Source organism: Microbispora sp. H13382, assembly GCF_014161445.1.
Lineage (GTDB): Bacteria > Actinomycetota > Actinomycetes > Streptosporangiales > Streptosporangiaceae > Microbispora.
Map to the genome: position 1 here is coordinate 695,889 of NZ_JABBXA010000002.1, position 19,720 is coordinate 715,608.

A 19,720-nucleotide genomic window follows, 5' to 3' on the forward strand; every position below is an offset into this window, starting at 1 on the left:
CGAACACCGCACCCGACACCGGTTTGCGGGGCGTCCACCCCGAACCGGTGGTGCGCGCCGTACGTCATCGGCCAGGCCCTTTTCCCGGCGCCTTCTCCTTCACGCCCGAGGGCCTGCGCCGCAGGCCCGGCGCCGACCAGCACAGTCCGCTCAGGCCGGCCGCTGGATCTTTCACGGTGACCGCGCCCGATACGCCTCCGGGGTGTCCGGCGGCCGTCCAGATGCCGTCAGGTAACCGTCCTCGCCGACGAGTCGGCCGGAAGTACGATCTCGGGCGCTGCGGACCCTGCTTTCGACCGATGCCGTCCCCCTGGGGGCCCTGCAGGATGAGGCCCCATGCCACGCGAAGAACTCCCCCAGGATTCGCCGCCCAAGGGCCCGGCCCGCCATCCCGGTCATCGTCTTCCATACGAAGGGCCCGCCTCCGCCGATCGGCCCCAGGCCGCTGCGCTCTCCTCGGGCCGGCCCCGGATCATCGCGCTCGACGTACTGCGCGGGTTCACGCTGTGCGAGATCCTGCTCGCCAACATCCAGCTGATAGCCAACGGCGGCACCGCCGTTGCGACGCAGCCCATGGGGAACTGGGACCCCTGGCTCGGGCTCCCGATCTTTTCCCTGTTGTTCGGCATCGGGTTCTCGCTGTTGCTGGACTCCGCCGCGAACCGCGTCCTCCGGCCACGGCTGGTCCTGCTGCGCCGGCTTCTGGCGCTGCTCGCGATCGGGCTGGTGCATATGTTGCTGTGGCCGGGTGAAATCCTGACCAAGTACGCCATCGTCGGCATGCTGGTGTTGCTGCCCTCGAGCTGGCTGCCGCGGTGGGCCGTGGCCGGCCTCTCCGCCGTGCTCGTGACGGTGGCGATGATCGGCGGGGGTGGGCCCCTGCTGATCGCCGGACTGTTCCTGCTGGGCTCGGCACTGGTCCGATACGGGGTGATCGAGCAGATCGAGCAGTCCACCCGAGGGCCGGTCCTGCTGGGCCTGGTCTTCGCGGCGGGACTCGCCTCTGCCCTGTGGGTACAGGCGAGCATGCGGGCCGTAGGGGCCACGACGCAGCTGCCTTTCATGTCTACTCTGGCTGATCTGCTACTCGCCGGTGTGTATGTGTGCGTCCTGTTGATCCTGCTCAGAACGCCGCTGCGACCGGCGCTGCAGTTCGTCTTCGCGCCACTGGGCCGGATGGCACTGACCAATTATCTGACCGCCACACTCCTCGTGCTGGCGGCCGGTCGCGTCCTCGGCCTGCCGATCGGCCAATCGTTGCCGGCGGCGTTCCAGGCCGCGGGAATCATTCTCACGGCCCAGTGGCTGATGTCCACTCTCTGGCTTCGCCGCTACCGCCAGGGCCCCGTCGAGTGGCTCTGGCGCTGGGCCACCTGGGCCCACCGCCCGCCCCTCAACCGGGGCAGGACCCCATGAGCTCGGCTTCATCTGCCGGGACGACTCCGAACGATCAGCAGGACGGCGGTCCGACGCAGGGTCTGGCATCGAACCAGCCGTAAGTACGATCGCCGACGGTGCGAATCGTGCCTTCGGCTGGTGACCCGGGGTGGCGCCGCTCTCGACGATGGATCCATGTCGGAAGAGGAATCCGTCCCTGTGCTGCGAGCCGAGGGATTGACGAAAAGGTACGGCCGCCGGGAGGCGTTGAGCGGGGTCGATCTGAACGTTCCGGCCGGTCGCGTCGTCGGTCTGGTCGGCCCGAACGGGGCCGGCAAATCGACGCTGCTGAATCTGGCCTGCGGGCTGCAGGAGCCGACGTCGGGCTCGTTGCGCGTTCTGGGGTCCCGTCCGGCGGCGAGTGCCGCGCACCTGGCCCGGGTGGGGTTCGTGGCGCAGAACACACCGGTATATCCGTCGTTCAGCGTGGCCGACCACCTTCGTCTGGGCGCGCGCCTGAACCCGTCGTGGGACCAGGGCCTGGCCGAGCGGCGCATCACGCAGGTCGGGCTCGACCCGGGCCAGAAGGCGGGACGGCTGTCGGGCGGTCAGCGCGCACAGCTGGCGCTGACGATCGCCGCCGCCAAGCGCCCCGAGCTGTTGATCTTCGACGAGCCGGCCGCCGCGCTGGACCCGCTGGCCCGCCAGGGGTTCCTGGTGAGCCTGCTGGAGTTCGTCGCCGAACTCGGCGCCAGCGCGGTGCTGTCATCGCATCTGCTCAGTGATATCGAGCAGGCATGCGACCACCTCATCGTGCTGTGCGACTCGCGGATCCAGGTCGCCGGCGAGGTCCGGGACCTGCTGGCCGCCCACCACCGGCTGGTCGCGCCCCGCGGCGAGCTCGACCGGCTGCCCGCCGGGGTCGAGGTCATTCGTACCGAGCACCACGCCCGGTCCAGCAGCGCCGTGGTGCGCACCGACCTCCCGCCGTCGGAGATCCCGTTCCGGGCCGAGCCGGTCACGCTCGAAGAGCTGGTGCTCGGTTACATGTGGCGGGCGACCGCGCCCGTCGCCGTGGCCGGGGAGGAGGCGCGATGTTCTGGTTGAACTGGCGGCAGTTTCGTCTCCAGGCGCTCGTCGGCGCCCTGGGGCTCGCCCTGGTCGCCGTGTACCTGCTGTACCTGGGCATGGACATCCGGGACGCCTACGACGCCTACCGGTCCCGGTGCACCGGCCCCGCCGGCTGCGCGCAGGCCGGCAGCCAGTTCCAAAGCGCCTACAAGAACACGCTGCTGTTTCTCGCCGGCGGTCTCGGGCTGATCCCCGTCATCATCGGGATGTTCTGGGGTGCGCCGCTGATCGCGCGGGAACTGGAACTCGGCACCCATCGGCTGGTGTGGAACCAGAGTGTGACCCGCCGCCGCTGGCTCATCGGCAGGATGGCGTTCGTCGGCGTGGCCGCGATGGTCCTGACGGGCCTGATCGCCCTGCTGCTCACCTGGGCGGCCTCCCCGTACGACCATGTCGCCTCCGACCGGTTCGGCACGGTGGAGTTCGGTGCCCGCAACATCGCTCCGATCGGCTACGCCTTCCTCGCCTTCGCCCTCGGCACCATCGTCGGCCTGCTGGTGCGCCGGACGCTGCCGGCGATGGCCATCACGGGCGTGGTCTTCCTCGTCGTCCAGTTCGCCGTGCCGAACCTGGTGCGGCCGCATCTCATGGCGCCGGAGACGGCGTCCCTGCCGATGACCGCGCAGGCCATCAATCAGGCCAAGAACTTGGGCAGCATCACCGGCGCCCCGGTCATCGGCGGCCTGCGGGTTCCCGGCGCCCCCGACGCGTGGATCAGCCAGACCAGCCCTATGCGCACCGCCGACGGGCGAACGGTGGACGAGAGCACGTTCAACGAATGCCTCAACGCCCCGTCCAAGACGGGCGCCGGCGGCACGTTCGGTGACGCCGCGGTGTGCCTGTCCGAACTCGACCTGCACGTTGACATCGAGTACCAGGCCGCCAGCCGGTACTGGTCGTTCCAACTGGCCGAAACCGGGCTCTATCTGCTGGCGGGCGCGCTCCTCACCGCCATCGCTGTGCGGCGCGTCAGACGCGCCTGACGCGATCAGGCTCTCTGATTCTCGTCCCGGCTGCCGATTCCGAAACGAGGTCCCTCATGCCGCTTGCGGGCGCCGCCCGGCCGGCCTTAGCAGAAGAGATGGAACGCAACCGCGACGTGCCAGGCGCCGTCCTGCAGGACAGCGTGGCCGGACGGCGCGTCGATAGGCTGACCGGCGTGACCGTTGCCGAGGGATGGGGCCGGGTAGCCTCCGTGGCCGGGCTCGGCGCCGTTCTGCTGGCGGCGATCGCGGTGCAGGCCGCCGCCATCGCACAGAGCTGGGGCTCCTGGTACTGGACGCCGGGCAGCGTCTGCGCGGCGGTGGTGTGCGTGCCGGCGTTGCTGGGGCTGCGCCGGCCGCTCTGGCCGGCGGTCGCGGGGCTCGGCGCCGCGGTGGCGGCCATCGTGGCCACCCGCGTGGCCGGCCCTGACCTTCCCGCCGAACCCAGCCCGGCCATGACCCTGGGGTTGGCGGTGCTGACCGGCTCCGCGCTCCGGGCCCTTGCGCCGGTACCGGCCGGTGCCATCGCGGCCGCCGGGCCTGTCGTGATCATCGCCGGTCAGCTCGCCGCCGGGCCGCCGTCCGCCGGTCTCCCGGCGGTGACGGCACTGGACGGCTTGGTCTGGCTGGCCGGCGTCGGGGCCGGGCTGACGCTGCGGACGTTGGACGCGCGAGCGTCGGCCGCCGCCGAACGGGTGCGCCGGGCCGAACGGCTGGAGCTGGCCCGGGAACTGCACGACGTCGTGGCCCACCACATCACCGGCATGGTCGTCCAGGCGCAGGGCGTCCAGGTGGTCGCGCGACGGAACCCCGAGCAGGTGACCGATTACCTCAGCGAGATGGAGACCGCCGGCATCGAGGCCCTGGCCGCGATGCGCCGCGTCGTCGGGCTGCTGCGCGACGCCGACGACGCCGCACCGGCGTCCCCCGGGCCGGAGCGGCTCGGCGCGCTGATCGAGCGTTTCGGCAGGAAGGGCCCGGCGGTGCGGCTGAGCCTGCCGGACGGGGATGCCACGTGGCCGCCGGAGGTGACCAGCACCGTCTACCGCATCGTCCAGGAGGCGCTGACCAACGTGCTGCGGCACGCGCCCAGGGCCCGCTCCGTCACGGTCACCGTCGAGCAGAACCCGCAGGACGTCACCGTCGAGGTCACCGACGACGCCCCGGCGGCCCCGGCCAGGCCCGGTCATCGCGGCGGCTACGGTCTGATCGGCATGCGCGAACGCGTCGAGACGCTCGGCGGCTCGCTGCGCGCCGGACCACGGCCCGGTGCCGGCTGGTCGGTGCGGGCGACCCTGCCCGCCCCCACCAGGAAGCCACGATGACGATCTCAGTCCTGCTCGCCGACGACCAGTCGATGATCCGCCGAGGGCTGCGGCTGATTCTGGAGGACCAGCCCGACATCACGGTCGTCGGGGAGGCGCCCGATGGGGCCGAGGCGGTCGCCATGGCCCGGCGGCTGCGCCCCGACGTGTGCCTGGTGGACATCAGGATGCCGCTGCTCGACGGCATCGAGGTGACCCGCGCGCTGGCCGGCCCGCAGGTGCCCGACCCGATGCGGGTCGTCGTGGTCACCACCTTCGACCTCGACGAGTACGTGTACGGGGCCCTGCGAAGCGGTGCGGCGGGGTTCGTCCTCAAAGACGCCGGGCCGGCCCTGCTCGTCGAGGCGGTCCGCGCCGCCCACAACGGCGAAGCACTGGTCTCGCCGTCGGTCACCGTCCGGCTGCTGCGGCACCTGACGGCCGCCTCGTCACCGTCGCGCGCCGCGCAGCCCCCGCCGCTGTCGGACCGCGAACTCCAGGTCGTCCGGGCCCTCGCGCGCGGCCGGACCAACCAGGAGATCGCCGCAGAGCTGCTCATCTCGCTGAGCACCGTCAAGAGCCACCTGTCGGCCATCCAGACCAAACTCGGAGCCCGCAACCGGGTCGGAATCGTCACCTGGGCATGGGAGAACGGGCTCGTCGACACCGGATGACGCGGCACCGGCCAGTACACATGCGGGAAGCAGCGAGCGTAGAACTGGATGCTGCCGCGGGTGTAGATCGTGTTTTCGGCTGGACCGAGAGTAAGCAGCATGCCGCGCAGCGGCGGAGCCGCGCCGGGACGGAACAGTTGGGCGTCCTCGCCGTCGGTTGTAACAGAGCCATCGTCACTGGCCCGCCGTGGCCATGCCCCTCGGGTCACAGTTCGAAATCGGGAGCCTCGAACGGTGTGGCGGTGGCGACGCGGCTGAACGCGCCGTCGGCCTGGTAGGCCACCGGCCCCGGGCGGCAGGCGATCCTGTTCGTACCCTGCACCGACCGGGCCGCGATCGGAGAGCGGAACGCGTGGCCGAGGCGCGGTGGAGTTGCAATCGGCACCATCGGGGCGTTGGCGCGACCAGGAAGTCTGCCTGAAATTTACAGCGCTGCCCGTCCCGGACCAGCGGTTCGAGCAAGCCGTCCCCCCTTTCTGTTGACGCAATCCCGCCTCCTCTCTAGCGTGAGGCCTCCGTGAGTGATCGGCATTTATTTGTTAGCGCTAACAATATGCACAAGTGCAAGTTTGACCCAGCAATTTACATCTAGTGATGGGACATTTCATGGCACTGAGCATGGCGTCTGATGATTACTCATCAAGACCATCGCGGAGCATCCGGTCGTTGCGCCAGTTGCTGATCGCCCTTGTGCTGACCGCGCTCACCGCGGTGGCAGCCCTCGTACCCGCGCCGTCGGCCAATGCCGCCACCAGCCAATTCCGAGGCATGAACTGGGCCGTGCTGGGTGACAACTTCAGCACCGGCACGCTCGTCGTGCAGGGCCTGAGCCAGTCCGACAGCAACGCGACAGTACGGGCCAAGGCCAACTCGCTCTACGACCACATGGAATACATCATGGGGGTCAACACGGTCCGGTTGCCTATCAACACCCACACTGTGGCCAACACGACCTGGTGGAACTCCTACCGCGGCGCCATCGACGCCGCCATCGACCGTGGATTCAAGGTCATCCTGGCCTATTGGGAGGACGGTGCCGCCTCCGGCGGCAGGATCACGAACCTCGCCGCGTGGAACGCGATGTGGTCCAGTGTGATCAGCACGTACGGCTCGAACGGCAACGTCTACTTCGAGCCGATGAACGAGCCGCACGGCTACTCGTCGGCGGAGTGGCGCAATGTAGCAGCGAACTGGCTCAGCACTCACACCTCGGCGGCACCCGGCCGGGTACTCATCGGCGGCACCGGCTTCAGCCAGGACCTCCGGGACATCTGCAACGACAGCCGCTTCAACTCGACGCTGCTGTCCTTCCACTACTACGCCTTCTTCTACAGCGCGATGACCTACGACGCCTTCCGAAGCCACATCCAGACGCTTCTGGGCAACTGCGCCTCCCGCGCGATCGCGACGGAATTCGGCGCGCCGATGTCCACCGGCCTCAACTACGCCGACCCGAACAGCACCGACAACTTCGTGCGCTACCTCCGCGCCATGGCCCAGGTGATGCGTGACAACCAGATGGGCGGCACCTACTGGCCGGCCCTCGGCGGCAAGATAACCGCAGGCCTCGGCTACGACCACTACTCGATGTGGGCCCTCGGCGGCAGCGGCACCAACCTCACCTTGGCCGTCCGCAACCAATCCGGCGCCGACCGGGTCCGCTACGGCTGGGGCGACACCGTCCGCGACTCCACCCCCACCCCCACGCCCACCCCCACGCCAGAGCCGGAAACGTTCTACCGGATCAACGCGCGCCACAGCGGCAAGGCCATGGACGTCCAACAAGCGAGCACCAACAACAGCGCGCGCATCGACCAGTACACCTACGGCGGCAACGTGTGGCAACAGTGGCGCTTCCAGGACGCCGGCAGCGGCTACTGGCGCATCATCAGCCGCCACAGCGGAAAGTGCCTCGACGTGACGAGCGCCTCAACCGCCGACGGTGCCGAACTCATCCAGTACACCTGTGGCACCGGCACCAATCAGCAGTTCCAGATGGTCGCCAACGGTAGCTACTTTCAGCTCCGGGCACGACACAGCGGCAAATGCGTGGACGTACCGTCCGCATCGACCGCGGATGGCGTGATCATCAAGCAGTATCCGTGCAACACCGGCGCCAACCAGCAGTGGTCGCGCACGGCCGTCTAACGGTCGTCTCGACGTAACCGCAGATCCGCGGTACATCCCTCCCCGGTGCCGATCTCGTGCTGTGTGCTCGGTGCCGGGGATCCGGATTCCGGCGTTGAGTGGTCGGCCCGAGGTGCGGTGTCGGTCCTGCCGCCGGTCCTTCTCCCCGGGCCGCCGTCCCAAATCGGACGTGCGATTCTCACCACCGCGCGGCCGAGGCAGTCCACGCGATCGGGGCCGCGGGCCGGAAGGCGGCCTAAAGATCCGGCCTCTGTGTGTTGCAACCGCCATCGAACCCAGACCGGCGAGACAGTCGGATGCTAGGCGGCCCTCCGACGAGTTATGGACGGTTATCGAGCCATTGCTGCTGCCCAAGCACCAGCGTCGGAGCCGCTATCCGGGTCGTAAGCGGCTGGATGATCGCCAGGTGCTGCAGGGCATCTTGTTCGCCCTGCACACCGGGATCGCCTGGGAGCACCTGCCGCAGGAACTGGGCTACGGATCGGGCATGACCTGCTGGCGACGCCTCGCCGAGTGGCAGAAGGCCGGGTCTGGCAGCGCCTGCACGAGGTCCTACTCGATCGCCTGCGCGCCGCCGATGCAGTCGACTTCTCCCGCGCTGTCGTGGACTCCTCCCACGTCAGAGCGCTAAAAGGGGGGCGCAGACCGGCCCGAGCCCGGTCGACCGAGGCCGCCCGGGCAGCAAGCGCCACCTGATCACCGACGCCACCGGCATCCCGCTCGCCTTCACCCTGACCGGCGTCAACCGCAACGACGTCACCCAACTCGTGCCGCTGCTGGAGGCCGGGCGGCGCCGTCGGCGTAGCAGCCGGCCCGGTCCCGGCAGACGATTGTCACGCCGGGACGATCGCGCAGCCAGGCGGCAAGCGCGTCGGCTGAGCGTTCGGGCAGCACGTCGACCGGGCGGCTGGTGGTGATGTCGATCAGGATCGTGCAGTAGGTGTGGCCGCGGCGCAGGGCGAAGTCGTCCACGCCCAGCACCTGGGGTCCTTCGGTGGGTTCGGGGTCGGGCAGGGATCGGATCAGCCGGATCAGTGTCATCCGGTTCACTGCGGCGGCCAGGCGGCAGGTGAGCCGGGAACCCGCCCGGCGGCCCAGGGCCAGGGCGATCGTCTGCAGCAGCGTGCGGAGCGGGACGCTGTAGCGGCCGTAGCGGATGGTCAGCCCGGGCGCCTGCTCGGCGAACGTCTTCGCGACGCAGTCGTCGTTGTCGCACCGAAACCGCCGTACCCGCAGGTGGAGCACCGTCTCCTGGCCGCCGACCGCGGTGTGGCACACCCGCCGCCGCTCGTAGCTGCTGTGCACGCGCTGGGAGACCATTCCGCACCGCGAGCACGCCGCCTGCGAAGCGCGGCTCCTGGCCCGGATCCGTACCGACCTGCCCGACCGGCACACCCCGTCAATCTGCAGGCCGGACAGATGGGGAAAGAGGACCGAGAGCAACTCAGAGAACGTCACCCAGCATGATCAGCAACACCGGAAGCCGAGCACCGGAAGATCGCAGAATCAGTGCCAGAGCCAGAATTCGAGCGTCGTTGACAACGATGCACGCATCCGGAGAAACGTGTCCCGACTACATAGTCGAAGGCAGGAATGACAAGAAGACAATCGCCAACGAGCGCGAGGGCCTGAACAGCGTCTGGAGAATCACCGGCTGATGATTTCGCCGGTGCCGATCCAGACCGCGCGGGCATTCATCGCCTGGACCCAGCCCGGCTACGCGCGAGGTGCTGGCCGAGATGAACGAGTGTTCAGTGAACTGCATCGTCACCAGCCCGCCCTGCTGCAGCGGAACAGATCTGATCACTCCACTCGGCTTTGCCGCACTGTCCCCCGCCACTCCCGCCGAACGGCTCGACAGGACCATGGGTGCCGCCGAACTCGGTGACGCGGGCGGCCCGCTGCGGTCGGTGCCGTCGCTATCCTCGCGCATGGCTGCACCGCGCTCGCCCTCCTGCTGGTCTTCGGCTCGGTGCTGATTCATCTCGCGTCGCGCCGCATCCGGCTGGACGCCGTAGGAGGTTAAGGCAGGTAGGCGGTGTAGCCGGTGCCCCGGAGCCGGTGGGCCCTCCACGCGTGGGCGTAATCGGGAGGTCCGGACCTTGTTTTGGCGAGGGCGGCGGTGGGTTCGGTGGCGGCACGGCGCAGCAGGGCGGCTTCGGTGGTGTTGTGGTTGTTGCCGCTGACGTCTGCGGAGGCGCAGCCGGCGTAGTAGCCGATCGGCTGGGAGTGGCTGCCGGTGACCAGGCAGGGCGGACGCAGGCCGAGACCCCGCAGGGCGTCGGCGACCGCCCGGTAGCGGTCGGCGGTGGCCCGCGCACCGGCGGCCGTCTCCTGGAGGACCTCGTACTGGACTGTCAGGTGCGCGACGAGCAGCACGGCAAGAACGCCCGCGACGGCGGCACGCGCGGGGACTGGGCGGACGGCTCGCACCATGCCCGCCGCCAGCGTGGCGACGGGCAGGGCAAGCAGGGCGTAAACGGGCAGGAAGAAGCGCGGCGCGGAGTAGTCGATGAGGACGAGGTAGGGGACGCTCAGCGCGGCGGCGCAGGCGACGGGCAGCACGGTTTCCGCAGGCCGCCCGGTGCGCAGGGCCACCGCGCATGCTGTCAGCGCGAGCACGGGAAGGGCCAGCCACCACAGCGTGAGCGCCGGGTGGGTCAGTGGGAGGGTGCAGGGGCGGCACAGCAGGGGTCCGTTGAGGCTGCGCCAGGCGTCGCCACCGGCCCAGCGCAGGCCCATGCCGCCTTCGGTGGCGCTGGAGGCGTGCAGGCGGGCGCCGACGCCGCCCCACCGCATGTACGCTTCGGCGATCCACTGGGCGCTGCCGGCGGCGAGCCCACCCGCGACGGCGAGGGCGGGGGCCGGGCGCCGCCATGCGGGCACCATGGCGCAGGCGGCCAGCAGCGGCGCCGCGAGCCAGGCGCCGTCGGAGAAGCGGAAGAAAGTGGCTGCCGCGACGGTGGCGCCGAGGCCCACAAGCACCGCCCATGACGCACCGGGCCTGGCCCGCAGGAACCAGCCGGTCGCCGCCACCGCCGACAGCGCCACCCACAGGTTGGGCATGGCCTGTGGTCCGTACAGCACGGTGACCCACAGGCCCGCGAACAGCAGCGCGGCGAGGGCGGTCCGGCCCGGTCCGAGCAGCGGCCGCCAGACGTGGTACGTCGCGTAGAGCGCGGCGGCCGACAGCAGCGCCAGCACGATCCGGATCGTGGCGGTGGAGCCGGTGACCGCGATGATCGGAGCCACCAGGAAGCTGATGCCTCGCGAGCGGGGCGCGCTGAAGTAGGCGGCCGGATTGCGGGGATCGACCTGGGACAGGTACACCGTCTCGTCCCAGCCGAGGCCGAGGTGAGGAGCGGCGAGAGCCAGCTGGGCCACCGCGAAGCCGGCGGCCACCAGGGCCAGCCAGGGGAACCGCGCGCGCGGCCGGCCCCGTCCCTCACGCGGCGGTTCGGCGGCCCGGGGGGTCATGCGGTGATCACTCCGGCGCCCAGCATTGCGAAGAGCAGCGCCCCGACGGCGATCCGGTAGACCACGAAGGCGTTGAAGGAGTGCCGGGCGACGTACCGCAGCAGCCAGGCGATGGAGGCGTAGGCGACGACGAAGGACACGGCGGTGCCCACCATGAGCGGTGCGACGCCGACTCCGGCGCCGACGGCATCCTTGAGCTCGTACAGACCGGCCCCCGTCAAAGCGGGGATGCCGAGGAGGAACGACAGCCGGGTGGCCGCGACCCGGTCCAGGTCCAGGAGGAGTGCGGTGGACATCGTCGCTCCGGAGCGGGAGAAGCCGGGGAACAGCAGGGCGAGAATCTGCGAGGAGCCCACCAGCATGGCGTCCTTGAGGCCGACGTCGGCCTCGCCGCGCTTGTGGCGGCCCATCCGGTCAGCGAGCCACATCACCGCGCTGCCGGCCAGCAGCGAGCCGGCCACCACCCACAGCGAGGCGAGCGGGCCCTCGATGAGCGGCTTTGCGGCGAGCCCCACGACCACGATCGGGATCGTGGCGAAGATCACCCACCAAGCGAAGGCGTAGTCGCGGTTGTGCCGCTCCTCGCGCCGCACCAGTCCGCGGAACCAGGCGGAGACGATGCGGACGATGTCGGAAAAGAAGTAGACCAGCGCGGCGGCGATCGCGCCGACCTGGATCACGGCGGTGAAGGCGACCACCGAGGCGTCGTCCACAGGGATTCCCATGAGGCCCTCGGTGATCTTCAGGTGGCCGGTGGAGGAGACCGGCAGGAACTCGGTCACCCCCTCGACGACACCGAGCACCACGGCCTGCACGACACTGATGTCACTCATCGGCGGTCCGACTCTTTCTCAGGGGCAGGGATAAGGCGGGACCGATCGAACTCACCCGGTGAGCGCCGTCGTGTCGCGAGCGGAGATCCCCATCGCCTGGCCGGGGAGAGTTCGACGACGCACGTCATGGGACGTCCTCACGGACCGGCTCCGCCGAACGGCGGGTACGGCGGCGGGCCCGCAGCGCCTCCAGAGCCGGTGGCAGCAGCGAGACGGCGACGATCACGCCGATCAGGGGCAACAGGTAGCGGTCGACGTTGGGGACACTGGCCCCTAAGGCGTATCCGGCGAGTACGAGGCCGGCCGTCCACACCAGCCCGCCGAGCACCTGCCAGAGGGTGAAGGTGCGCGCCGGGACGGCGACCACCCCGGCGAGCGGGTTGAGCACGGTTCGCACCAGGGGGATGAACCGGGCGAGGAAAACCGCCTTCCCGTGCCCGTAGCGGCCGAGCAGGACCTCGGCCCGTGCCGCGCCGCGCAGCAGATGCTGGTTCCGGGTACGGCCCAGCAGAGCCGGGCCCACCCGGCGGCCGATCACGTAGCCGGTCTGCGCGCCGAGCAGCGCCCCCAAGGCTGCGGCGATCAGCACCGCGGGCAGGGAAAGGCGGACGCCGCCGACCGTGGTGGCGCACAGCAGACCCGCGGTGAACAGCAGCGAGTCTCCGGGCAGGAAGAACCCGATCAGCAGGCCGGTCTCGGCGAACAGCACCACGAACACGCCCGCGGCGCCGAATGCCGTCAGCAGCGAGGTGGCGTCCAGCGGATTGAACCCGGTTGACACCCGGCGATCCTTTCCCGGCCTGCACCTGTCCTCCGGGACAGGTGCGTGGCACACTCGGAACACGGCATCTTTTACACCGCCGTAGAAGTTCTACACGACTGTAGAAGACGGACAGGGGAAACGACAACCCATGAGCGCCACTCCACAAGGGCGAGGCCCCAAGCGCGCCAACGGCGAACGTGAGGCCGAGATCCTCGATGTACTGCTGCGAGCGGACACGGCGCTGACCCCTGGAGAGGTCGCCGAGCGTCTCGGCGGCGAGCCGACCTACAGCACCGTGGTGACCATCCTCACCCGGTTGTACGCCAAGCAGTTGCTCGTCCGGCATTCGCGCGGCCGGGCCTACGCTTATGCCCCCGTCACCGACGAGGATGGGTTCGCCGCCCGCCGTATGCGCAGCGTCCTTGAGGAACGGCCCGACCGGCAGGCCGTGCTCGCCCGCTTCGCCGACGGGTTGTCCCCCTCCGACGCCGACCTCCTGCGTCGGCTGCTCGGGTCCGACCCGCACCAGGACCAGTAGAGGATCCGGATGCGCATCGCGGTCTACCTTCCGCTGCTGCTGTCGCTGCTCGCTCCCCTCGGCGCGCGCGTCATGTCAGAACGGTGCGAGCCCCGGCTGGCCACCTGGCTGCTCACCGTCTCGGCACTGGTGCTGGGCGCGGCGAGCACCTTGTCGCTGGGCCTGCTTGCCATCACCGGACTGATCCGCGTCCCCCTGCTGGCCGACCTCGGGCATTGGTCGGTCCACGCTGTCCAGCGGGACGACCCGACCCACCTGTGGGTCGCCATGATCGCGGGCCTCCTGCTCGGCGGTGCCGTACTCGCCGTCGGCCGCATGCTGTGGACCCGGGCCCGCTCCCTGGCCGCCGCGGCCCAGCAGGCCGCCTGCATGCCCGCCCACGACGGCCTGGTCGTGATCGAGGACGATACTCCCGACGCGTACGCTCTGCCGGGGCTGCCCGGACGCGTCGTGGTGTCCACCGGCATGCTGCACCTGCTGGACGACGGCGAACACGACATCCTGCTCGCCCACGAACGGGCCCACCTGGCGGCCCATCACTATCTCTTCGTCGCCCTCGCCGGGCTGGGCGCCGCCGCCAACCCCCTCCTGCGCCCCCTCGCCGCCGCCGTGACCTACACCGTCGAACGGTGGGCCGACGAACGCGCCGCCGCCGCGACCGGTGACCGCGTCCGGGTCGCCCGCACCGTCGGCAAAGCCGCCCTGGCCGCCCCTCATACCCCTGGTGGTCGTCTTCCGGGCCACGCCCTGGGCATCCTCGGCCATCGCGGCCTGCCGCGGGGCGCCGGGCCGGTGCCCCGCCGGGTCGCCGCCCTGCTCGCACCGCCCCTGCGGCACCGTCCCGAGATCGCCGTCGCCGCGGGTGCGGTGCTCGCCGTCGTCGCCTGCTCCATCGCCGACGCCACCCGCGACCTACACCTGTTGCTGGAGCTCATCGGCGTGTGACGGCGGCCGAGTCGGTGAGAGGCTGAGTGCATGGCGCGGGTGCTTGTGGTGGAGGACGATCCGGTGATCGGGCCGGAGCTGGAGGCGGCGCTGACCGTCGCGGGTTACCGGACCGACCTCGCGGCCACGGGGGCGAAGGCGCTCGATTCGGGCAGGGCGGTCATGCCCGATCTGGTGCTGCTGGACCTGGGACTGCCGGACGATGACGGTGTCACCGTGTGCCGCCGGTTGCGGGCGGTTCTGCCGCAGGCGGTGATCGTGGTGCTGACGGCGCGCACCGAGGAGTTCGAGGTGGTCGTGGCACTCGACGCGGGGGCGGACGACTATCTGACCAAGCCGTTCCGGCTGACCGAGCTGCTGGCCAGGCTACGTGCCCACTTGCGTCGCCAGGCGACGCCTCGGGACGAGGATCGGACCTTGACGGTGGGGCGGCTCAGTCTCGACCTGCCGGCTCGCAGGGCGTACGTCGCGGGCGACGAGGTGGCGCTGCGGCCCAAGGAGTTCGACCTGCTGGCGGCGCTGGCGTCCCGCGCCGGTGAGGTCGTCTCCCGCGAGGAGTTGATGGACGAGGTGTGGGACGTCAACTGGTTCGGGCCGACCAAGACGCTCGACGTGCACGTGTTCGCGCTCCGCCGCAAACTCATCGACCACGGCGAGGATCCGCAGCGGATCGTTACGGTACGGGGCCGGGGCTACCGTTACGAGCTGCCGGAGACAGCAGAAGACTGAAGACCGGCGGAACGGTCCTGCGCAGCACCAGCCGGCCCGCCTCGGCCTCGGCCAGCGAGCGGGCCAGCGCCAGGCCGATGCCGTGCCCGTCGGCCGCGCGCCGAGCGAACACGTCCACACCCTCGGGAACTCCCGGCCCGCGGTCGGCGACCTCGATCGCGATGCCGTTGGCAAGGTCCGCCGCCTCGACGGTGACCTCACCCTCACCGTGGACCAAGGCGTTGTCGAGCAGCACACGCAGGATCTGCCGCACCGCTGCGGTGGAGGCGGCGACGGGCGGCAGGTCATCCGGCACGCTGACCGTCAGACGGCGCTCCTGAGCGGCGAGCGGGCCCTGCCAGCACTCCCTGACTTCATCGATCACGGCGGGTACGTCGAGCGGCGCCAACCCGGTCCGGTTGTCACGAGTGAGCCGTACGAGGTCGTCGATCACGGTCTGCAGCCGCTCACCTCGCCCGAGCGCGGTGTGGACGGCGTCGGCGAGGGCGGCGTCCGGCCGGGCCAGGGCCGCCTCCAGCCCGAGCATCATCCCGGTGAGCTGAGTGCGGAGCTGGTGGGAGACGTTGGCGCTGAAGGCGCGCTCACGATCGAGCACGTCCCCGAGCCGGCGGGCGGTGGCTTCCAGCGCGAGCCCGGCCTGGTCGGCCTCCCGCACATTGGATCGCGGCGCCCGGATCGTGAAGTCACCGTCGCCGAGGGCCTGCGCGGAGCGGGTCAGGTCTTCCAGCGGCGCGGCGAGCCTCGCCGACTGACGCCGTGCGAACGCGACGGCCAACCCGATCACGAGTATCGCCAGCCCGGCCATGATGAGCCACGCGATGTGCGTCTTGCCGGCCACCGTGTCGTACGAGGTGGCGATCCTGACGACCCCCGGCGTCTCGTCGGACGGAATGGGCGCGGTGGCGGTGAGGTAGCCACCCTCGGCACCCTCTATGAGCGGCGACCGGGCAGGGCCCGAGCCGAGGAGCCGCCGTCCGTCTGTGGTGTAGACGCCGACGGTCAGGTCGCGGGGAAGATCGGTGGGGAGCGAGATCGGGGCGGCGTTGGAGAAGGTGGAGGCCACCCACGTCGCCTCCATTTCCAGTGACTCGATCGCTCCGTCGTGGTAGAGCCGGGCGACGGCCACGGCCAGCGGCACCGCGAACAGGGAGACGGCCAGCACGGCCACCCCCGTGATCGTGGTGAGCAGACGGCTGCGCAACGACCTCATCCGGCCATAGTGGCCCCTTGAAGGTAAGCGGGACGCTAACCGAGCGGTAGGTAACCTGCTCGTCGCTATGAGTGACAGCAATCTCGTCCGGCTCCTGCTGACCAGCCAGTTCGCCATCAAGTTCGGCTTCACCCTGCTAATGCCTTACCTCGCGGGGCATCTCACGCACGGCCTCGGCCTGACCGCGTCGGCGGTCGGACTGATCCTCGGGATCCGCAACGCGAGCCAGCGCGGGCTGGCGCTGGTCGGCGGGCAGCTGGCCGACCGGTTCGGGTGCCGGGCCGCCGTCGTGGCCGGGTGCGGGCTGAGGTCGGTCGGGTTCGGACTACTCGCGTTCGCCGACAGGGTGCCGGCGCTGGTGCTGGCCTCGGCGGCGACCGGTTTCGCGGGCGCGCTGTTCGACCCGGGCATCCGCACCATGCTGGCGACGGTCGCCGGTGACCGCAGGACCATCCTGTTCGGCCGTTTCAACGTGGCCGGGCAGGCCGGGCTGCTGCTCGGCCCGCTGGCCGGGCTGGTGCTGGCCGCGCTGGACTTCCGCCTGGTCGCGCTCGTCGCCGCCGCGGTGTTCGCCGTCCTCGCCATGGGCCAGGCAGTCACGCTTCCCGCCGTCGCCGCCACGGCCCCCGGGGAGGACCGCGCCGGATGGCGGAGGGTCCTGCGGAATCGCTACTTCATCGTCTTCTCCCTCGCCATGGCCGGGTCGTACCTGCTGCCGTTCCAGATCTACGTCACGGTGCCGCTGGTCATGGGCCGCACGCTCGGGCCCGAGCAGGACTTCGGGATGGGTGAGCTGTTCGCGCTGTCGGCGGTGCTGGCGATCGCGTTGCAGGGGCGGGTGGGCGCGTGGGCGGCCAAGCGGTGGTCACCGCCACACTGTCTGGCGGCCGGTCTCGTGGTGATGGCGCTGGCGTTCGTGCCTCTGGTCGCGTTTCCGCAGCCCGTCGTGCCCTCCGTACTCACCGAGGAGGTGGCCGAACATCTCGCGATGTTGCCGATGCTCGCCGGCGCGGCGCTGCTGGCCGTGGGGACGATGCTGATCTGCCCGTTCGAGATGGACGTCATCGTACGGCTGTCGCGTGGGCGTCTCGTCGCCACGCACTACGGCCTCTATTCGACCTTGTCCGGCGTCGCGACCGCCGTGGGCAACCTGCTCACCGGTCTGATGTGGGAATCCCCGCACCGGTGGCTGCCGTGGACGGCCTTCGTGGCGCTGGGATGCGGGTGCGCCCTGGGAGTGGCCCTCCTCAACCGCCGACGACTGCTGACGCCGGCCTGACGGCACCCTTGAGGATAAGAACGCGGCTCATCTCGCGCTAAGCGGGCGTTAATCATCGCCCTCCTACCGTTGCCTCATGCTCACCGGGAGAAGCACGAGGCGGCTTCCACTCACTTACTACTACTCGCGCGAGTGGGCGAGTCCTGCTGGGTGCGGTGCCAACGAACCTCGCCGATGACGGCGTCCCTTTTCCTGTCTGGAGTGTGCGCATGGTAGCCACATCTGCTCCCCCTCGGCTGCGACAAATGGCGAACAAGGTGCCCCTGGTCACCGCGACCTTCTGGGTGATTAAGATCCTTTCGACGACGGTCGGGGAGACGTTCGCGGACTACCTGTCGGTCAATGTCGGGCTGGGCCCGGTAGTGACCGACGGTCTGGTGTTCGTCGTCCTGGCAGCGGCCCTGGTGCTGCAGGCCTCTACCCGCCGCCACACCCCGTGGATCTATTGGCTGTCCGTGGTGCTGGTGAGCATCTCGGGTACGCAGATCACCGACTTCCTCACCGACACCCTCGGGGTCAGCCTTTATGTCAGCACGGCGTTGTTCGCGGTGCTCCTCGCCGTGGTTTTCACCGTCTGGTACCGGCAGGAGATGACCCTGTCGATCACGGCGATCAACACGCCTCGGCGGGAGGCGTTCTACTGGGGCGCCATTCTGACCACCTTCGCGTTGGGCACCGCGGCCGGTGACCTGTCCACCGAGGCGTTGAGTCTCGGGTTCCGCAACGGTGCACTGATCTTCGGCGGCGCCTTCCTCGTCACGCTGGTGCTGTGGCGGATCGAGGCCTGGCAGGTGGCCGCGTTCTGGGCCGCCTATATCCTCACTCGCCCGCTGGGCGCCGCCGTCGGTGATCTGCTCACCCAGGACCATCCGCTCGGTGGTTTGGGTCTCGGCGCCACCCGGACCAGCGTGTTGTTCTTCGCCATTATCGTCGTGCTTGTCGTGCGCGAGCAGGTGGCCACGACCACGGCCCGCCGCGCGGGCGCGCACTCCGCGGATACCGAGGGTAAGTCGGGCCGGGCGAGCCTGGGCCGGCCGTCGGACCTGGTGTGGGCTGCCGCCGGCATTGCCGCCGTCGTCGGGATCGGCAGTTGGCTGTCGGCCGGGGCCGCCGGCCAGACTTCCGGCTCAAGGGAGGCGGCGACCGGATCGGCTGACTCCGCTGGCGCGGCGGCAGGGGACTCGACGGCGGCGGGGGCCACGAAAGCACGACATGTGGTGTCGGCGAAGCTCGGGGATCTGTCCTCCTTCGCGGTCATCATCGACGATGTCAACGCGCTGACCGCCACGGGCGACCTCGCCGGCGCGAAGGCGCGGATCAAAGACCTCGAGGTGGCCTGGGACGCCGCGGAGGCAGGCCTCAAGCCCCGCTCCCCGCAGGATTGGCACGCCTTGGACGACGCGATCGACGGGGCACTGACCGCACTACGCGCAGGCAACCCGGCCCAGGCACGGTGTGTCGCGGCGCTGCAAACCCTTGAGAAGACCTTGAACCAACAGCAGAGCTGAAGTGCGCCCCGGCAACACGCCACCGCACTCAACCGGCCTGCCGATCGGCAGGTAAGGCCCCTACTCCGAGCGGCTGCGGCAGCAGTTCGAGGGCGTGATCTGGCGGTTCAAGACGGGCGGGCAGTGGTGGGAGATGCCCGGGGAGTTCGGCGCTTGGCCGACCGTCCACAACCGCTTCCGGCAGTGGAGAGACGCCGGCGTCTTCGAAGCCTTGCTGGAAGGGGCGATCGCGGAAGCCGCCACCCGCGGGGAGGTGGACTTGTCCCTGGTCAGCGTGGACTCCACCACCGCCCGGGCTCATCACGACGCCGCCGGGATGCACCTGGGCGGAGACCTTGTCGCCGTCCTGGAGAAGGCCGTCGAAGAGCACAAGGGGGCGAGTCGGAAGGACATCAGGAGCACAACGCCGCAAACGACGCCGGGGCAGAAGAACGGCGACGCGTCCGGTACCGGCGCAAGCTCCGTTTGAAAGCTGCCCTGCTCGGACGCTCCAGGGGCGGGCAGACCAGCAAGGTCCACCTTGCCGCCGACCGCAAGTGCCGCCCGTTGGCAGGAAACGGCGTATCAAGGCGGTCATCCCAGAAAAGAGGGACCAGGCCGCGAACCGGAAGAAGAAGGGCAGCAAGGGCGGCCGGCCTGTCAGCCACGACGCCGACCTGTACAAGGAGAGGAACACCGTCGAGCGCCTGATCGACAAGCTGAAGGCCTGGCGAGGCATCGCCACCCGCTACGACAAGACCCCTGCGAGTTACCTCGCCGGCCTCCACCTCCGCGCCGCGATGATCTGGATCAAAGACCTCGCCCGCGCCACCCCTTGATCA

At 70.0% G+C, this 19,720-nt stretch carries 16 protein-coding genes and 2 pseudogenes; 13 read left to right on the forward strand and 5 right to left on the reverse strand.

Translation table 11 applies throughout. The annotated features are described in order from the left end of the window. Nucleotides 1–336: 336 nt before the first annotated feature. From HHX41_RS07145 to HHX41_RS39625, 7 genes and pseudogenes are all read left to right on the forward strand, one after another. Complete coding sequence (locus HHX41_RS07145) at nt 337–1,416, forward strand: DUF418 domain-containing protein (protein WP_182905268.1); 1,080 nt, start codon at nt 337–339, stop codon at nt 1,414–1,416. A 228-nt stretch (nt 1,417–1,644) separates the two neighbouring features. Next, a complete protein-coding gene (locus tag HHX41_RS07150; protein ID WP_259400664.1) occupies nt 1,645–2,484 on the forward strand; it encodes an ABC transporter ATP-binding protein in 840 nt (279 codons plus the stop codon). Further along, nucleotides 2,472–3,491 (forward strand): ABC transporter permease subunit, encoded by a 1,020-nt coding sequence (locus HHX41_RS07155; RefSeq protein ID WP_182905270.1) that lies wholly within the window; start codon nt 2,472–2,474, stop codon nt 3,489–3,491. The genes HHX41_RS07150 and HHX41_RS07155 overlap by 13 nt, the downstream gene beginning before the upstream one ends. A 176-nt stretch (nt 3,492–3,667) precedes the next feature. Then, the gene (locus HHX41_RS07160) at nt 3,668–4,816 is read left to right on the forward strand and encodes a histidine kinase (RefSeq protein WP_310741811.1); all 1,149 of its coding nucleotides are present in this window, start codon (nt 3,668–3,670) and stop codon (nt 4,814–4,816) included. Continuing rightward, nucleotides 4,813–5,469 carry a response regulator transcription factor gene (locus HHX41_RS07165; protein ID WP_182905272.1) on the forward strand — a complete coding sequence of 219 codons (657 nt, stop codon included), beginning with the start codon at nt 4,813–4,815 and terminating at the stop codon, nt 5,467–5,469. Before HHX41_RS07160 ends, HHX41_RS07165 begins: the two co-directional genes overlap by 4 nt. Before the next feature lie 666 nt (nt 5,470–6,135). After that, nucleotides 6,136–7,617, forward strand: a complete 1,482-nt coding sequence (locus HHX41_RS07170; protein ID WP_220503771.1) for an RICIN domain-containing protein — start codon at nt 6,136–6,138, stop codon at nt 7,615–7,617. Nucleotides 7,618–7,885: 268 nt separating this feature from the next. Then, a pseudogene (locus HHX41_RS39625) lies at nt 7,886–8,402 on the forward strand (IS5 family transposase); the annotation flags it as partial. Here the strand turns inward: HHX41_RS39625 and HHX41_RS07180 are convergent. From HHX41_RS07180 to HHX41_RS07195, 4 genes are all read right to left on the reverse strand, one after another. After that, a complete protein-coding gene (locus tag HHX41_RS07180; RefSeq protein ID WP_310741812.1) occupies nt 8,374–9,075 on the reverse strand; it encodes a transposase family protein in 702 nt (233 codons plus the stop codon). The pseudogene HHX41_RS39625 and the gene HHX41_RS07180 overlap by 29 nt on opposite strands. Before the next feature lie 564 nt (nt 9,076–9,639). Continuing rightward, on the reverse strand, nt 9,640–11,094 hold the full coding sequence (locus HHX41_RS07185; protein WP_182905274.1) for a hypothetical protein: 1,455 nt from the start codon (nt 11,092–11,094) through the stop codon (nt 9,640–9,642). Next, nucleotides 11,091–11,927, reverse strand: coding sequence for an undecaprenyl-diphosphate phosphatase (locus HHX41_RS07190; RefSeq protein WP_182905275.1), 837 nt, complete (start codon nt 11,925–11,927; stop codon nt 11,091–11,093). Before HHX41_RS07190 ends, HHX41_RS07185 begins: the two co-directional genes overlap by 4 nt. A 124-nt stretch (nt 11,928–12,051) precedes the next feature. Continuing rightward, the gene (locus tag HHX41_RS07195) at nt 12,052–12,708 is read right to left on the reverse strand and encodes a DedA family protein (protein WP_182905276.1); all 657 of its coding nucleotides are present in this window, start codon (nt 12,706–12,708) and stop codon (nt 12,052–12,054) included. A gap of 130 nt (nt 12,709–12,838) precedes the next feature. Between HHX41_RS07195 and HHX41_RS07200 the strand changes: the two genes are divergently transcribed. The 3 genes from HHX41_RS07200 to HHX41_RS07210 are packed head-to-tail and all read left to right on the forward strand — an operon-like array spanning nt 12,839 to nt 14,902. Then, the gene (locus HHX41_RS07200; RefSeq protein ID WP_182905277.1) at nt 12,839–13,228 is read left to right on the forward strand and encodes a BlaI/MecI/CopY family transcriptional regulator; all 390 of its coding nucleotides are present in this window, start codon (nt 12,839–12,841) and stop codon (nt 13,226–13,228) included. Between the two features lie 9 nt (nt 13,229–13,237). Beyond that, nucleotides 13,238–14,173 (forward strand): M56 family metallopeptidase, encoded by a 936-nt coding sequence (locus HHX41_RS07205; RefSeq protein WP_182905278.1) that lies wholly within the window; start codon nt 13,238–13,240, stop codon nt 14,171–14,173. 30 nt (nt 14,174–14,203) lie between these two features. Beyond that, on the forward strand, nt 14,204–14,902 hold the full coding sequence (locus tag HHX41_RS07210) for a response regulator transcription factor (protein ID WP_182905279.1): 699 nt from the start codon (nt 14,204–14,206) through the stop codon (nt 14,900–14,902). Here the strand turns inward: HHX41_RS07210 and HHX41_RS07215 are convergent. Continuing rightward, complete coding sequence (locus tag HHX41_RS07215) at nt 14,847–16,112, reverse strand: HAMP domain-containing sensor histidine kinase (RefSeq protein ID WP_182905280.1); 1,266 nt, start codon at nt 16,110–16,112, stop codon at nt 14,847–14,849. The two genes, HHX41_RS07210 and HHX41_RS07215, sit on opposite strands and share 56 nt — an antisense overlap. 67 nt (nt 16,113–16,179) lie before the next feature. On the opposite strand from HHX41_RS07215, the gene HHX41_RS07220 reads away from it, so the two are divergent. From HHX41_RS07220 to HHX41_RS07230, 3 genes and pseudogenes are all read left to right on the forward strand, one after another. After that, on the forward strand, nt 16,180–17,391 hold the full coding sequence (locus tag HHX41_RS07220) for an MFS transporter (RefSeq protein WP_182905281.1): 1,212 nt from the start codon (nt 16,180–16,182) through the stop codon (nt 17,389–17,391). A 245-nt stretch (nt 17,392–17,636) separates the two neighbouring features. After that, nucleotides 17,637–18,899 carry a hypothetical protein gene (locus HHX41_RS07225; RefSeq protein ID WP_220503774.1) on the forward strand — a complete coding sequence of 421 codons (1,263 nt, stop codon included), beginning with the start codon at nt 17,637–17,639 and terminating at the stop codon, nt 18,897–18,899. Between the two features lies 1 nt (nt 18,900). Then, nucleotides 18,901–19,717: pseudogene (locus HHX41_RS07230) on the forward strand (transposase). The last annotated feature ends 3 nt before the right edge of the window (nt 19,718–19,720 follow it).

Excerpts from the sequence above, each read along its gene's own strand:
- HHX41_RS07220 (WP_182905281.1), top strand. The coding sequence starts at position 16,180 with ATGAGTGACAGCAATCTCGTCCGGCTCCTGCTGACCAGCCAGTTCGCC.
- HHX41_RS07190 (WP_182905275.1), bottom strand. The coding sequence starts at position 11,927 with ATGAGTGACATCAGTGTCGTGCAGGCCGTGGTGCTCGGTGTCGTCGAG.
- HHX41_RS07155 (WP_182905270.1), top strand. The coding sequence starts at position 2,472 with ATGTTCTGGTTGAACTGGCGGCAGTTTCGTCTCCAGGCGCTCGTCGGC.
- HHX41_RS07215 (WP_182905280.1), bottom strand. The coding sequence starts at position 16,112 with ATGAGGTCGTTGCGCAGCCGTCTGCTCACCACGATCACGGGGGTGGCC.
- HHX41_RS07145 (WP_182905268.1), top strand. The coding sequence starts at position 337 with ATGCCACGCGAAGAACTCCCCCAGGATTCGCCGCCCAAGGGCCCGGCC.
- HHX41_RS07210 (WP_182905279.1), top strand. The coding sequence starts at position 14,204 with ATGGCGCGGGTGCTTGTGGTGGAGGACGATCCGGTGATCGGGCCGGAG.
- HHX41_RS07185 (WP_182905274.1), bottom strand. The coding sequence starts at position 11,094 with ATGACCCCCCGGGCCGCCGAACCGCCGCGTGAGGGACGGGGCCGGCCG.
- HHX41_RS07205 (WP_182905278.1), top strand. The coding sequence starts at position 13,238 with ATGCGCATCGCGGTCTACCTTCCGCTGCTGCTGTCGCTGCTCGCTCCC.
- HHX41_RS07200 (WP_182905277.1), top strand. The coding sequence starts at position 12,839 with ATGAGCGCCACTCCACAAGGGCGAGGCCCCAAGCGCGCCAACGGCGAA.
- HHX41_RS07225 (WP_220503774.1), top strand. The coding sequence starts at position 17,637 with ATGGCGAACAAGGTGCCCCTGGTCACCGCGACCTTCTGGGTGATTAAG.
- HHX41_RS07165 (WP_182905272.1), top strand. The coding sequence starts at position 4,813 with ATGACGATCTCAGTCCTGCTCGCCGACGACCAGTCGATGATCCGCCGA.